Origin of the sequence: Bradyrhizobium sp. 40, from assembly GCF_023100925.1 — a bacterium.
In the GTDB taxonomy this organism is placed as follows: Bacteria; Pseudomonadota; Alphaproteobacteria; order Rhizobiales; family Xanthobacteraceae; genus Bradyrhizobium.
Window position 1 is genome coordinate 6,760,757 of record NZ_CP064688.1, and the last position, 12,442, is coordinate 6,773,198.

Sequence of the window (12,442 nt, forward strand, 5' to 3'; positions counted from 1 at the left end):
TTTGCCAAGAGGCTTCGCCGGACACGTCCTGCTTCGCCCAAAAGGGCTTCGCAGGGCGTTGGCGCCGGTCGTCCGCACGCTAGACAAGACCTCACGAGGTTCATCTCGCCCTGGTCCCGTCTTCGTGCCCGACGCTGCCGCGTCCACCACCCCCCGATCCACGTTCGTTACGACGGACGACCGCCCCTCTCCCTGGACCGGGATGGCGGATTTAATACTGCGATTCCGAATTTCGGTAAAGCGGAATATTTTTATGGAGGAGGGTTGACGGGGTTTTATGGGAAGCGGGTGTGTTGCCCGACGGGTCGCCCTTGGTTGCGCGTACTCCTTTCGCCATTATCGGTGGATTCAAGACGCAATCCTGGGACAGGAATTTCTCAGCGGACTGCGAGCAACAAAAATTCGACAATCTGGAATAGTCGAAATGGCGTGGGAAAAGATCGTCAAGCGAATTGGGGTGGGTTGTTGCCCAGAATGTCAAAGCCCTGGCTTTGACTATCAAGGAGGCGCAAATCCTCACAACGACGAAAGAGCCGCGGTTCTATGTCCGAACTGTGGATGGAAAGGGATGCTTGGCCAAATGCGAATCATCCCGGAGCCGGGCACAAAATGGGGCATCGCAAAAAATGAGTGACGTGAAACGGACGTCATTGATCGCCCTGCTCGCGCGATTGGTGGGCTTCACGCTTGGCGGAGCCGTTCTCGGATTCGCGGCTATGCTGATCGGGACCTCGTTTCTAGGTGGCGTACAGGGAGGCATTTCATAGCGATTGGACGCTCGTTGTGCTCCTTGGAATCCTCGTTGGGTGGAGTTGCAGGGGCCAAAGGCGCCACCCGCCTCGTCAAGTCCTGGCGCAGCTAAGGAATTGTTCGGTGGCCAAGCATGCTTGATCGCAAACTCGTAGGATGGGTAGAGCGAAGCGAAACCCATCGAGGTATCGTGCGGTGGCGAAACATGATGGGTTTCGCAAGTGCTCTACCCATCCTACGCACTGTCCTCACCCAATTTCTGTCCGGTGAAGCGATCGTCGGAACGGCGAAGCCGCCGGCAGAGTTCGCGATTGATGTTCTGCAGGACGATCACATAGGCGTGGATGTCCGCCTTGTAGCAGGCGTAGAGCTTCTGGGCGGTCAGCTCGTAGAGCACGGTCGGACTCTCCGCGATCACCGTGGCAGAACGATTCTGCATTTCGATCAGCGTCATTTCACCGAAGAAATCGCCGGGCTCCAGAACTGAAATCGGAATGATGCTCCCAGAATTCGCCCGCTTGCTGACCGCAAGGCGACCGGATTTGACGATGAACAGCGAGCGTCCAGGCTCGCCCTCCGTCACGACGGTTGCTCCGGTATCAAATCGGCACTCGACCAGCATCGACATCAGGAGGTCGAGACTTTGATCCGGAATACCGCCGAAGAACGGTGTGGCGAGCAGGAATGCCTTCACGTCGGGGACACTGACGGCCATCTCGTGAGGATAATCTTCATGGCCATCTGCGGCAAGCAGAGCAGATCGGCGCTGACGATGCTCAACGTGTTGGAACAAGGCGGTCGGCGAAATTTCGTAGGATGGGTAGAGCACTTGCGAAACCCATCATGCTTCCGCCTAGACCAAGTGCGATGGGTTTCGCTTCGCTCTACCCGTCCTACGCACTCTCGCCGCGCAACGTTCGCCTTCTCCAGAGGTCAACCAGCACCTTGACGGTCGCCGCAAGCACAGCTGCGCACAGCGCCGCCTTCGAGATCGTCTCCATCGTTCCCTCGATCAGCAGGCAATGGGCCACGCTGCCTGCGACGATGACGACCGCGAGGGGAAGATGGACGATGCGCCAGGTGCGCAGCCGCAATCCCAAGCGCCGCCGGAGCAGCGCCAGAAGCGCGACGGTGAAGATGGCCCACATGGCGGTCACGCCGAAGGGGGAGAACGGCGTCGGTGACGTATAGGTCAGGGCGTCGATCATGTCGGGCGGGCTGGTGATCCAGAGGCCTGCGACGTGAACCATGACGGCCAGAACCAGCGTGCCACCGATCCAGTGATGGGCGCGCCGGCCACGATAGGCCGACAGTCCCGGCAGGTATCCGCCGATCAGCAGGGGCTGAACGAGCACGAGACCGAGCGCGACGATGCCAGCGAAGCCGGCAAGGATATAGACCGGGCCGCGCCATGCGAGCTGTTCGCTTCCCGCAGCGAGCGCGATCGGCACGCAAATGGCCAAGGCAAGGGCGAGCCAGATCAGGGGCGCCCGGGCCGATCTTCGCCCCTTCATCTCCAATGCGATCAGGCCGACTGCAGGACGAAGTGCGCCTCGAGGCTGGTTTCCTTTGCGCTCCGCATGATCGGCCGCAGAAAGACCGTCTTGAACTCACCGCTGTCATAGGCGAGGTGGCCATGCGGCTGGCCGAAGATGGGAATGATCTGCGGCATCTCGAGCCGGAACTTGCCGTCCTTGTCAGTGAGCGTGGCGCCATGGCTCTGCGGCTCGTGCTCCTGCCCTTCGGTGGTGTGTGCCCAGATCTGGATGCGCTGACCTGCGAGCGGCGCCCCGTCGCCGGCGCGGCGCACGGTGCCGCTCATCCAGAAGCCGCCCTTGCCGATCCGCTCCACGATCGCCGCGCCCTTGCGGTAGTTGTTCGCGCCGCCCGACATTGTCTCGGTCGGCGCGAGGCCGGCCGCGCGGGCAGGCAACAGCAGGCCGGGAACACCGGTTGCCAAAAGCCCGGTTGCGAGGATCGAGCCGCCCGCGGCGAGGAGGCTCCGGCGATTGAGTACGACCGTGGTCATGTCGGTTCCTCCTGGCGAGCGTCCAATGGCTCAGTGAGTGTACAACAACAGGCGCCCGACGCCCAGTTGGGCCGGGGGGCGCAACGGGCCGCAATGACGGTGTTGTGAACGGGGCGCAGACCGCTCGCACCTGCATCAGTGATCGTCGTCTTCCTTGACCAACGTCAACAAGCGAAGGGTCAGGAACGTGAACACGGCGACCGTCACCGCGACATCAAAAGCGCCGAGCCCGACGGAAACGCCGATGGCACCGGTCGCCCAGAGACTCGCGGCCGTCGCGGTCCCCTGCACCGAATTCCCCTGCTTGAGAATTGCGCCACCGCCGATGAAGCCGATGCCGGTGATGAGGCCCTCGATCACCTTTGCCATCCCGTCAGGCGAATGCAGGAGCAAGCTTTCGCTGGCCTGCACGAAGCCGCAGCTTGCCATTGCGACCAGCGGAAAGGTGCGCAAGCCCGCGCTTCGCGCCCGCTTCTCACGGTCCCAGCCAATGGGAACGGCGAGCGCGAAGGCCGCAGCCAGCGCAACGACATGAACGCCGATGTTGAATCTGTCCAAAGAAAGCCCCCGAGATGAAAATCGTAGCCGTTGATCAAACCGGCCGGCAACGCCGCAATGCGGCCCGCGGTTTCCATGCAGGCGAATTTGCCGCATGCCTCAGCGCAGCGATGGCTTCGCCTCCACGAAATGGAGCCGCCGGCGCAGCACCATCATCGTTTCGGCTGGTATTCCCGGCGCCGGCTCCTACATGTCGAGTCCACGTTTCCATCGCATGCGCCATCCGGACCCGCCCATGATCCCCTTCTCCGTGCTCGACCTCGCCCCCATCCGACAGGGCGGCGACGCATCACAAGCGTTCCGTAACTCGCTCGATCTGGCGCAGCATGCGGAAGCCTGGGGCTACAAGCGCTTCTGGCTGGCCGAGCATCACAACATGACGGGCATCGCGAGTGCGGCGACGTCGGTGGTGATCGGGCATGTCGCGGGCGGCACCAAGACGATCCAGGTCGGCTCCGGGGGGATCATGCTGCCGAACCATTCGCCGCTCGTCATCGCCGAGCAGTTCGGCACGCTGGCCTCGCTTTATCCCGGGCGGATCGATCTCGGGCTCGGCCGGGCGCCGGGCACCGACCAGTTCACCGCGCGGGCGCTGCGGCGCGATCTCGCCACCAGCTCCGAGAATTTTCCGCAGGACGTGCTGGAGCTGCAGGCGCTGCTCGGCGACGTGCAGCCGAACCAGACCATCCGCGCCGTGCCGGGCATGGGGACGAAGGTGCCGCTGTGGATCCTGGGCTCCAGCACTTTTGGCGCGCAGCTCGCAGGCATGCTCGGCCTGCCGTTCGCGTTCGCCTCGCATTTCGCACCGCAAATGATGATGCCGGCGCTGCGGGAGTATCGCGCGCGCTTCGAACCCTCGGCGCAGCTCGACAAGCCGTACGCGATGGTTGGCGTCAACGTGTTTGCCGCCGACAGCGAGGCGGACGCGCAGAGGATGTTCTCATCGCTGCAGCAGCAGTTCATCAATCTGCGCCGCGGCACGCCCGGCCCGCTGCCGCCGCCGGTCGACGACATGGACGCGCTGTGGTCGCCGGCCGAGAAGGCGATGGTTGGCCAGTCGCTGTCCTGCTCGGCGGTCGGCTCGCCTGAAGTGATCGAACAGAAGCTGAAAGTGCTGATCGCTGAGACAAGCGCTGACGAATTGATGACCACGGGGCAGATCTACGACCACGCCGCGCGGCTGCGCTCGTTCGAGATTGCAGCTGGGGTAAGGGATCGGCTGGCGGGGTGAGGCCAGAGTCTGGCGCGGTCGACTTGGCAATGGCGCGTCCGTCATTGCGAGCGCAGCGAAGCAATCCAGAGTGCTTCTTCGAAAGCAAGTCTGGATTGCTTCGTCGCTCCGCTCCTCGCAATGACGGGTCGCCCTAATCCGGAAAGCCGAACAGCCTTGCCGGATTGTGCACCAATATCTTTTCCAGCTCCGCCTGGTCGGGCGCGTAGCGGTACATCAGCTCGAGCAGATCGGCGTCGTTGGGCGGCTGCTTCACCGAGACCGGATGCGGCCAGTCGCTGGCCCAGACACAGCGGTCGAGGGCCGCCTCGATATAGGCGCGCGCGATCGGGATGACGTCGTCGTAGGGCGGCCCAAGCTTCGAGGTCTTCTCGCCGAGCGACAGCATCACCCAGAAATTGCCCTTGGCGAGCAGCTCCAGCATCTTGCGCAGGTTCGGATCGTTTCTGCCGGCTTCCGGATCGGGCCGTGCCATGTGGTCGATCAGCACGGGCACGTCGAGATTCTCGTATTTGGCGACGCTCGACATGATGCCGTCCTTCTCGGGCTGGATCTTGACGTACCAGCCGAGCTCGCGGATGCGCGCGATCGCGCGGGCGAAATCGGCATCCGACAGCACGGCGCCGAGCTCCTGGCGGAAGCTGAAGCGCGCGCCGCGGACCCCAGCATCATGCAGCTTGGCGAGATATGCGTCGTTCGCCTCCGCGAACACCAGCGCGTTGGCGCAGCCGCGATAGTTCGGGCCCATCGCGGCGAGACCGTCGAGCACGACGGCATGGTCGGCGCCATAGGTGGTGGTCTGCACGATGACGCCGCGCTCGATGCCGAGCGTCTTGTGCACGCGCAGCGCCGCTTCCCAGGTCGCGGTCGGCATCCGATAGGCCGCACCGGGTCGTTCCGGATATTTGTCGATGGGGCCGAGCACGTGAAACTGGCTGTCGACGGTTTTGGGCGGCGGCGCCTTGACCGGGCGGCGCGGGTTCGGGACGAACGGCAGATAGGTCGGCATACGCGAAACTCCCTTAGTCGATCATTGCGGTGAAGTCACACTGCACCAGCGCGCCGCCATCCATGTTGTCCATCGGCAGCGCGTGGCGCGCCGGGCGTGAATGCTCGTCCGGAAACATCTTCAACCATTCGACATTCACGGGCCCGCGCTGCGTGCGATCCTTCAGCCACACCGTCATCTTGATGATGTCGTCCGTGGTGCCGCCGGCAGCCTCGACCGTCGCCTTCATATGCGCGAACATGTTGGCGCATTGCGCCTCCAGGCTCTCGGGCATCGCGCCAGCCGCATCGCGGCCGAGGATGACGCCCGACATCACGAGATTGCCGATGCGGCAGGCGTTCGGAATCGGGTTGGCGTGCTTGAAGCCGCCGATATGGATGCTCTTGCGCCGCGTGTGACCGGTCATGATGCGCTCCCTCTTGCTTATTGGTTCAGACGAACTGGCACGACACCGAGCCGAACGCGCCATAGTCGGCATGAAACGTGTCGCCGCGGCGGATGTCGATCGGCCGCGTGAACGATCCAGCAAGCACCACCTCGCCGGCGGCGAGATGTTCGTCATGCGGCGCGAGGCGGTTGGCGAGCCAGGCAATGCCGTTGGCGGGATGGTTGAGCACGCCGGCGGCCAGCCCGGTTTCCTCGACCTCGCCGTTGCGGAACAGCAGCGCGCCGATCCAGCGCATGTCCGCGTCCATCGGACGGAACGGCCGGCCGCCGAGCACCAGCGCGGCGTTCGCCGCATTGTCCGAGATCGTGTCCATGACCTTTCGCGCCTTGCCCGTTTCGGGATCGACGCGGTGCATGCGCGTCTCCAGAATCTCCAGTGCGGGCGTGACGTAGTCGGTGGCGTTGAGCACATCGAAGATGGTGCAATCGGGCCCACGCAGCGGCGCCTTCAGCACGAAGGCGAGCTCGACCTCGATGCGCGGCGCGTGGAAGCGGTCGAACGGAATGGGCGTGGCATCAGCATAGAACATGTCCGCGAACAGCACGCCGTAGTCCGGCTCCGAAATGCCGACCGCGTTCTGCATCGCCTTCGAGGTCAGGCCGATCTTGTGGCCCTTGATAACCCGGCCGCGTCCGAGCTGGAGTTTTGTCCAGGCGCGCTGAACGGCATAGGCATCCTCGATGCTGAAATCGGGATAGTCTTTGGTGAACATCGTGATCAGCGTCTTGGTGCGCTCGGCCTCGTCGAGGCGCGCGGCAAGGCGTTCGATCGTGGCAGTATCCAGCATGGCTTAACTCTCCGCGGCCACGGTATTGCGCAGCACGCCGATGCGACTGGATTCGACCTCGACGACATCACCGACTTTCAGCCAGCGCGGCGGGTCGAAGCGGGCGCCCGCCCCGGTCGGCGTGCCCGTCACGATCATGTCGCCGGGCTTTAGCGTCGCAAAGGTCGAGAGATAGGAGATCAGAAAGTCGAACGGGAACATCAGCCGCTCGGTGGTGTCCTGCTGTCGCACCTCGCCGTTGACGCGCGTGATGATGTCATGAGGCCCGCGCGGATCGAGCTCGTCCGATGTGACGATCCAGGGACCGATGCTGCCGGAGCGGTCGAAATTCTTGCCCTGCGTGACGTTGAACTTGCCGTGACGCAGCCAGTCGCGGATCGTGCCCTCGTTGCACAAGGTCATGCCGAAGATGTGCGCCCAGGCCTTTTCGCGCGGGATGTGGCGGCCTCCCCGGCCGATCACGATGACAAGCTCGCCTTCGTAATCGAGCTGGTCGGACACATGAGGTTTTTCCAGCGGCTGGCCGGAGCCCGTCATCGAGGACATGCTACGCACGAACAGGCTGGGATATTTGGGCAGGTCGGAGCTGTCTTTATACTCCGCATTGCGCTCGGCGTAGTTGACGCCGATGCACCAGAGCTTTTCGGGCGCCAGCACCGGCGGCAGCAGCACGAGATCGTCCAGCGCGTAATCCGGCTTTTGGCCGGCGATAGCTTCCTGCGCATCAGCCAGCGCATTGGCCGCGATCAGCGCCCTCACATCAGAGAAGTCGCGGCCGATCCGCCGGGTCAGATCAACGACACCGCCTTCGATGGCGGCACCGTAGCGCGGCTCTCCGTCCAGGAGATAACTTAGGAGTCGCATGGTCGTTCTCCAATGGTCTTGAGGCGCGCGCGGGCAGCGCGTTCAGTCTTTCGACTTGGGGGTCTGGAACACGCCACGCAGCGTTACGATCTCGCCGAGTCGGGCGTAACGCGGCCCGCCGATGCGCGCGATCGGATCGAGCGCCGCAGTCTCGACCTTGCCGTCGTTCACGAGGCCGTCGCGCAGGTGGAACATCACGACTTCGCCGACGATGAGGCGGCTGCGGGCATCGCCGAATTCGAGGCACTGCCGGAAGCGGCATTCCATCGCGACGGGTGCAATGGCAAGACGCGGCACCTTGATGCGCTCGCTCGCGATCGTCTCAAGGCCAAGCTCCGCGACCTCGCTGATCTCAGGCGGATGCTCGACCGATGAGTCGTGCACGGCCCGCATCAGCGGGGTGTCGGCGATGTGGATGACGTATTCCTCGGTGTCGAGGATGTTGTGCGCGGTGTCCTTGTAGTCCGCGCCCTTGCGGCCGACGCTGATGGCCAACATCGGCGGCTTCTGCGAAACGAAGGTGAAGGCGCTGAACGGCGCGAGGTTGAGCACGCCCGCGCGCGACAGGCTCGTCACCCAGGCGATCGGACGCGGCACCACGATGCCGGTCATCAGCCGGTAGATGCGCTCGGCGCCGAGCTCGGTGGGGTCGATCCGCATCGATCAATCCGCCTTGATGTTGGCCTTGCGCACGATCGGAATCCATTTGGCGTCCTCGCGCGCGAGATAAGCCTTGAATTCGTCGGGCGTCATCGCGACGGCTTCGCCGCCGAGCTTCTCGAACTTGTCGACCACGGCGGGATCCTTCAGGATCGCGGTGAGCGCCTCGTGCAGCTTGTCGATCACGGGCGCCGGCGTGCCTGCCGGTGCGAACAGGCCGGTGAAGGTCTGGCCGTCGAAATCCTTGTAGCCGAGCTCAGCGAAGGTCGGCACGTCGGGCAGCGACTTCAGGCGGTGCGGGCTGGTGACGGCCAGCGCCCGGAACAAGCCGGCCTTGATGTGCTGCAGGCTGACCGTGAGCTGGTCGAACGCGAACTGCACTTGCCCGCCCAGGAGATCGTTGACCGCAGGCGCATTGCCGCGATAGTGCGCGGTGACCCATTGCAGGTCGAGGCTGGACTGCATCAGCTCGCTGAGCAGATGGTTGGTGGTGCCGGGACCGGGCGAGGCCATCGTCAGCTTGCCGGGCTCGCGCTTGGCGAGATCGATGAATTCCTTGAAATTCGTCGCCTGCACCGACGGATGCACCTCGAGCACCAGAGGCGTCATCGAGATCGTCGTGATCGGCAGGAAGTCCTTCTTCCAATTGTAGGCGTCGCGCTTGTTGATTTCGGTTGCGAACAGCACCGGACCGTTGGCGCCGACGAACAGCGTGTAGCCATCGGGCGCCGATTTCGCGAAGGCCTCGCCCGCGATCATGCCGCCGGCACCCGCCTTGTTCTCGATGATAAAGGGCTGGCCGAGCTTTTCCTGAAGCTTGTCGGCGATGATGCGCGCGGCGCTGTCGACATTGCCGCCGGCCGGATAAGGCACGATCAGCTTGACGTTGCGCGCCGGCCATTGCTGGCCCGACGCCGGTCCCGTCAACATCGCCGCTGCGGCAGCTATGGCAATCCAGATTAATCTCATGTTAACCTCCCGGCGGCGCTTCCAATTTTACGTCGATTTGCTTGACGTCGTACACGGCATCTCGATTCGGAGCGCAATCTCCAGATGCGCGCTTTACCTGTCGAGGAAATTGTGGCGTTCTTGTCCATATTATGGACAAGACGACTTCCGCGAAATCCGCCCGCCGCATGACTGAACCGCGACAGGGCGCGCAGGCAATCCGGCGCGCGCTCGCGGTGCTGCGCATTCTGGCCGCGGGCCGCGAAGACGGCGTGCCGCTGGCCGAGGTGGTGCGGGCGACCGGCCTCACTCGCCCGACCGTGCATCGCATCGTCCACGTGCTGATCGAGGAGGGCATCGTCGAACGGCACGACCGAACCGACCGCTACGCAATCGGCAACCAGGTGCCGGAGCTCGCGCTCGCGCGGGCCCGGCCGTCGCGGCTTCTGATCGCGGCAAATCCGTCGCTGCAACGCGCCTCCACCGAGATCGGCGACACGCTGTTCCTGACGGTGCGGACCGGCAATGACACGCTGTGCGTTGATCGCAGGATCGGCGTTTATCCGATCCAGGTGCTGTCCATCGAGGTCGGCGCGCGCCGACCGCTCGGCGTCTCCAGCGCGGGCGTCGCCATCCTCGCCGCGATGCCGGCGCAGGACGCGCGAAAAATCGTCGCGGCCAACGAGAAGAGGCTGGAGGCCTACCGCACCGACGCTGCGACGGTGCTGGGCCAAGTCACCGCCGCAAGACGGCTGGGATACGGCATGAGGGAAATTGGTCTCGTGCAGGGCACGAAATCGATCTCGACCTGGATCAAGACGCCCGACGGCCGCCCCGCTGCCGCGATGACCGTCTCCGCCGTTCGGACGAGGCTCGGCCCGCGCCGCGAACAGGAGGTCGCGGAGATCTTGCTGCGGGAAGCGCGCATCATCGAGCAGGCGATCGGGGGTTAGACAACGCTGTCAATGGGCTGACTTCGCGCGCCATTTTGTGGCACAAGAGCCGCCTCCGCCGACCGAGCAACGAGGCCACGCATGCCCGCGCCAAAACCGCCCGCCTTCGAGACCCTGAGCCTGCATGCGGGCCAGCATCCGGATCCCACGACCGGCGCCCGCGCCGTGCCGATCTACCAGACCACGTCCTACGTGTTCCAGGATTCCGATCACGCCGCCGCGCTGTTCAACCTTGAGCGCGCCGGCCACATCTACACGCGCATCTCCAATCCGACCACAGGTGTGCTCGAGGAACGGCTTGCGGCGCTGGAAGGCGGCGTCGGCGCGATCTGCACCGCGAGCGGCATGGCCGCGCTGCATCTCGCCATCGCGACGCTCCTGAACGCCGGCGACCATATCGTCGCGTCGAGCTCGCTCTATGGCGGCACCATCAATTTGCTGGCGCACACGCTGCCGCGCTTCGGCATCGCCACAACGTTCGTGAAACCGCGCGATCTCGACGCCTTCCGCGCGGCGATCAAGCCGAACACGAAGCTGGTGATCGGCGAGACCATCGGCAATCCCGGGCTGGAGGTGCTGGACATTCCGAAGGTCGCGCAGATCGCGCATGACGCGAAGATCCCGCTGCTGATCGACAACACCTTTGCCACGCCCTATCTCAGCCGCCCGATCGAGCTCGGCGCCGACATCGTCATGCATTCGGCGACCAAATGGATCGGCGGCCACGGCATCGCGATCGGCGGCGCCATCGTCGACGGCGGCCGTTTCGATTGGCGTTCATCCGGAAAATTCGGCGTGCTGACCGAGCCCTATGGCGGCTATCACGGCATCGTCTTCGACGAGCAATTCGGCACCGCCGCCTTCATCATGCGCGCGCGCACCGAAGGCCTGCGCGATTTCGGCGCCTGCCTGTCGCCGACCAACGCGTTTCAGCTGTTGCAGGGCGTCGAGACGCTCGGCGTGCGCATGGACCGCCACATCCAGAACACGCACCTCGTGCTGGAAGCACTGAAAGCCAACAAGGCCGTGGATTGGGTGCTGCACCCCTCGCTGGAAGACCACACGGACTACCAGCTTGCAAAGACGCTGCTGCCGCGCGGCGCCGGCTCGATCGTCTCCTTCGGCATCAAGGGCGGCCGGCCCGCGGGCCGCAAGTTCATCGAATCGCTGCGGATGATCAGCCATCTCGCCAATGTCGGCGACGCCAAGACGCTGGTGATCCACCCGGCGTCGACCACGCATCAGCAGATGGACGCCGAGCAGCTCAAGGCCTCCGGCATCGGCGAGGAGCTGGTGCGGCTCTCGGTCGGCATCGAGACCGCAAGCGACATCATCGACGATCTCGCGCAGGCGCTGCGCATCTCGCAAAAGGTCTGACAACATGAGACTCTCCGTCAACGGCGCCGAGGTGCTGGTCGCAACCGGCGGCCGCGACTTCGACAAGGCCCTGCCCGCGGTCGTCTTCCTCCATGGCGCCGGCTTCGATCATTCGACCTGGGCGCTGCACACGCGCTGGTTCGCCCATCACGGCTTTGGCGTGCTGGCGCCTGATCTGCCCGGTCACGGCCGCTCCCCCGGACCTTCGCTCGGCAGCATCGCCGAGATGGCCGACTGGACGGCGGCCCTGCTCGATGCGGCCGGAGTTACGAAAGCGCATCTGATCGGCCATTCCATGGGATCGCTGATCTCGCTGGAGACGGCCGCACGTCACCCCGACAAGGTCTCCGCGCTCAGCCTGATCGGCACCGCCGCGACGATGACTGTCGGCCCGGATCTGCTGAAGGCGGCCGAAGCCAATTCGCAGGATGCAAACGACATGGTCTCGATCTGGGGCCTTGGCTTCAACGCCGAGCTCGGCGGCAGCCTCGCACCGGGCCTGTGGATGCATGGCGGCGCGCAGGCCGTGTTGAAGCATTGCGAGCCGGGCGTGCTGTTCAGGGATTTGTCGGCCTGCAATGCTTACGCGAATGCGCTTCAAGCAGCCGCGAGCGTGACGGTGCCCACGACGCTCATCCTCGGCGAGCGGGACATGATGACTCCGGTGAAGGCCGGCAAGGCACTTGCCGCGGCGATCCCGCGTGCGAAGACCGTCGTGGTGCCGGGGGCCGGCCACATGATCATGGCCGAACGTCCGGACGAACTGCTGGCTGCGCTCAGGAACTGACAGGATCAATCGTCCGTCTTGCGCGTTGCGGTCAGACATCC

At 64.4% G+C, this 12,442-nt stretch carries 14 protein-coding genes; 4 read left to right on the forward strand and 10 right to left on the reverse strand.

What is annotated here, in order from left to right:
• Positions 1–985: 985 nt before the first annotated feature.
• The 4 genes from IVB40_RS32405 to IVB40_RS32420 form a co-directional block, all read right to left on the reverse strand.
• On the reverse strand, positions 986–1,465 hold the full coding sequence (locus tag IVB40_RS32405; RefSeq protein WP_027565724.1) for a cyclic nucleotide-binding domain-containing protein: 480 nt from the start codon (positions 1,463–1,465) through the stop codon (positions 986–988).
• 178 nt (positions 1,466–1,643) lie between these two features.
• Complete coding sequence (locus IVB40_RS32410; protein WP_247817404.1) at positions 1,644–2,264, reverse strand: ferric reductase-like transmembrane domain-containing protein; 621 nt, start codon at positions 2,262–2,264, stop codon at positions 1,644–1,646.
• A gap of 11 nt (positions 2,265–2,275) precedes the next feature.
• On the reverse strand, positions 2,276–2,779 hold the full coding sequence (locus tag IVB40_RS32415; protein ID WP_247817405.1) for a Twin-arginine translocation pathway signal: 504 nt from the start codon (positions 2,777–2,779) through the stop codon (positions 2,276–2,278).
• 135 nt (positions 2,780–2,914) lie between these two features.
• Positions 2,915–3,337, reverse strand: a complete 423-nt coding sequence (locus IVB40_RS32420) for an MgtC/SapB family protein (protein ID WP_247817406.1) — start codon at positions 3,335–3,337, stop codon at positions 2,915–2,917.
• Positions 3,338–3,572: 235 nt separating this feature from the next.
• Between IVB40_RS32420 and IVB40_RS32425 the strand changes: the two genes are divergently transcribed.
• The gene (locus IVB40_RS32425) at positions 3,573–4,568 is read left to right on the forward strand and encodes an LLM class flavin-dependent oxidoreductase (protein ID WP_247819620.1); all 996 of its coding nucleotides are present in this window, start codon (positions 3,573–3,575) and stop codon (positions 4,566–4,568) included.
• Positions 4,569–4,701: 133 nt separating this feature from the next.
• Here IVB40_RS32425 and IVB40_RS32430 read toward each other — a convergent pair whose 3' ends face one another.
• Genes IVB40_RS32430 through IVB40_RS32455 form a run of 6 tightly spaced genes read right to left on the reverse strand, consistent with a single transcriptional unit; the run spans position 4,702 to position 9,305 of the window.
• Positions 4,702–5,577, reverse strand: coding sequence for an amidohydrolase family protein (locus IVB40_RS32430; RefSeq protein WP_247817407.1), 876 nt, complete (start codon positions 5,575–5,577; stop codon positions 4,702–4,704).
• Between the two features lie 13 nt (positions 5,578–5,590).
• The gene (locus IVB40_RS32435) at positions 5,591–5,983 is read right to left on the reverse strand and encodes a RidA family protein (RefSeq protein ID WP_247285675.1); all 393 of its coding nucleotides are present in this window, start codon (positions 5,981–5,983) and stop codon (positions 5,591–5,593) included.
• Between the two features lie 25 nt (positions 5,984–6,008).
• Positions 6,009–6,812, reverse strand: a complete 804-nt coding sequence (gene hpaH, locus IVB40_RS32440; RefSeq protein ID WP_247817408.1) for a 2-oxo-hept-4-ene-1,7-dioate hydratase — start codon at positions 6,810–6,812, stop codon at positions 6,009–6,011.
• Positions 6,813–6,815: 3 nt separating this feature from the next.
• Positions 6,816–7,676, reverse strand: a complete 861-nt coding sequence (locus IVB40_RS32445; protein ID WP_247817410.1) for a fumarylacetoacetate hydrolase family protein — start codon at positions 7,674–7,676, stop codon at positions 6,816–6,818.
• A 42-nt stretch (positions 7,677–7,718) separates the two neighbouring features.
• Entirely contained in the window at positions 7,719–8,336 is a 618-nt protein-coding gene (locus tag IVB40_RS32450) for a flavin reductase family protein (RefSeq protein WP_247817412.1), read from the reverse strand.
• A 3-nt stretch (positions 8,337–8,339) separates the two neighbouring features.
• Positions 8,340–9,305: a tripartite tricarboxylate transporter substrate binding protein gene (locus IVB40_RS32455; protein ID WP_247407062.1), complete on the reverse strand. Its 966-nt coding sequence runs from the start codon at positions 9,303–9,305 to the stop codon at positions 8,340–8,342.
• 131 nt (positions 9,306–9,436) lie between these two features.
• On the opposite strand from IVB40_RS32455, the gene IVB40_RS32460 reads away from it, so the two are divergent.
• The 3 genes from IVB40_RS32460 (at position 9,437) to IVB40_RS32470 (ending at position 12,401) form a co-directional block, all read left to right on the forward strand.
• A complete protein-coding gene (locus IVB40_RS32460) occupies positions 9,437–10,237 on the forward strand; it encodes an IclR family transcriptional regulator (RefSeq protein ID WP_247817413.1) in 801 nt (266 codons plus the stop codon).
• Positions 10,238–10,318: 81 nt separating this feature from the next.
• Positions 10,319–11,614: an O-acetylhomoserine aminocarboxypropyltransferase gene (locus IVB40_RS32465; RefSeq protein WP_247817414.1), complete on the forward strand. Its 1,296-nt coding sequence runs from the start codon at positions 10,319–10,321 to the stop codon at positions 11,612–11,614.
• Positions 11,615–11,618: 4 nt separating this feature from the next.
• The gene (locus IVB40_RS32470) at positions 11,619–12,401 is read left to right on the forward strand and encodes an alpha/beta hydrolase (RefSeq protein WP_247817415.1); all 783 of its coding nucleotides are present in this window, start codon (positions 11,619–11,621) and stop codon (positions 12,399–12,401) included.
• Positions 12,402–12,442 lie beyond the last annotated feature (41 nt).

Bases quoted from the DNA above. Each gene is read 5' to 3' on its own strand.
- IVB40_RS32465 (WP_247817414.1), top strand. From the start codon at position 10,319: ATGCCCGCGCCAAAACCGCCCGCCTTCGAGACCCTGAGCCTGCATGCG.
- IVB40_RS32425 (WP_247819620.1), top strand. From the start codon at position 3,573: ATGATCCCCTTCTCCGTGCTCGACCTCGCCCCCATCCGACAGGGCGGC.
- IVB40_RS32430 (WP_247817407.1), bottom strand. From the start codon at position 5,577: ATGCCGACCTATCTGCCGTTCGTCCCGAACCCGCGCCGCCCGGTCAAG.
- IVB40_RS32405 (WP_027565724.1), bottom strand. From the start codon at position 1,465: ATGGCCGTCAGTGTCCCCGACGTGAAGGCATTCCTGCTCGCCACACCG.
- IVB40_RS32435 (WP_247285675.1), bottom strand. From the start codon at position 5,983: ATGACCGGTCACACGCGGCGCAAGAGCATCCATATCGGCGGCTTCAAG.
- IVB40_RS32410 (WP_247817404.1), bottom strand. From the start codon at position 2,264: ATGAAGGGGCGAAGATCGGCCCGGGCGCCCCTGATCTGGCTCGCCCTT.
- IVB40_RS32415 (WP_247817405.1), bottom strand. From the start codon at position 2,779: ATGACCACGGTCGTACTCAATCGCCGGAGCCTCCTCGCCGCGGGCGGC.
- IVB40_RS32470 (WP_247817415.1), top strand. From the start codon at position 11,619: ATGAGACTCTCCGTCAACGGCGCCGAGGTGCTGGTCGCAACCGGCGGC.
- IVB40_RS32445 (WP_247817410.1), bottom strand. From the start codon at position 7,676: ATGCGACTCCTAAGTTATCTCCTGGACGGAGAGCCGCGCTACGGTGCC.
- IVB40_RS32455 (WP_247407062.1), bottom strand. From the start codon at position 9,305: ATGAGATTAATCTGGATTGCCATAGCTGCCGCAGCGGCGATGTTGACG.
- hpaH (WP_247817408.1), bottom strand. From the start codon at position 6,812: ATGCTGGATACTGCCACGATCGAACGCCTTGCCGCGCGCCTCGACGAG.
- IVB40_RS32460 (WP_247817413.1), top strand. From the start codon at position 9,437: ATGGACAAGACGACTTCCGCGAAATCCGCCCGCCGCATGACTGAACCG.
- IVB40_RS32450 (WP_247817412.1), bottom strand. From the start codon at position 8,336: ATGCGGATCGACCCCACCGAGCTCGGCGCCGAGCGCATCTACCGGCTG.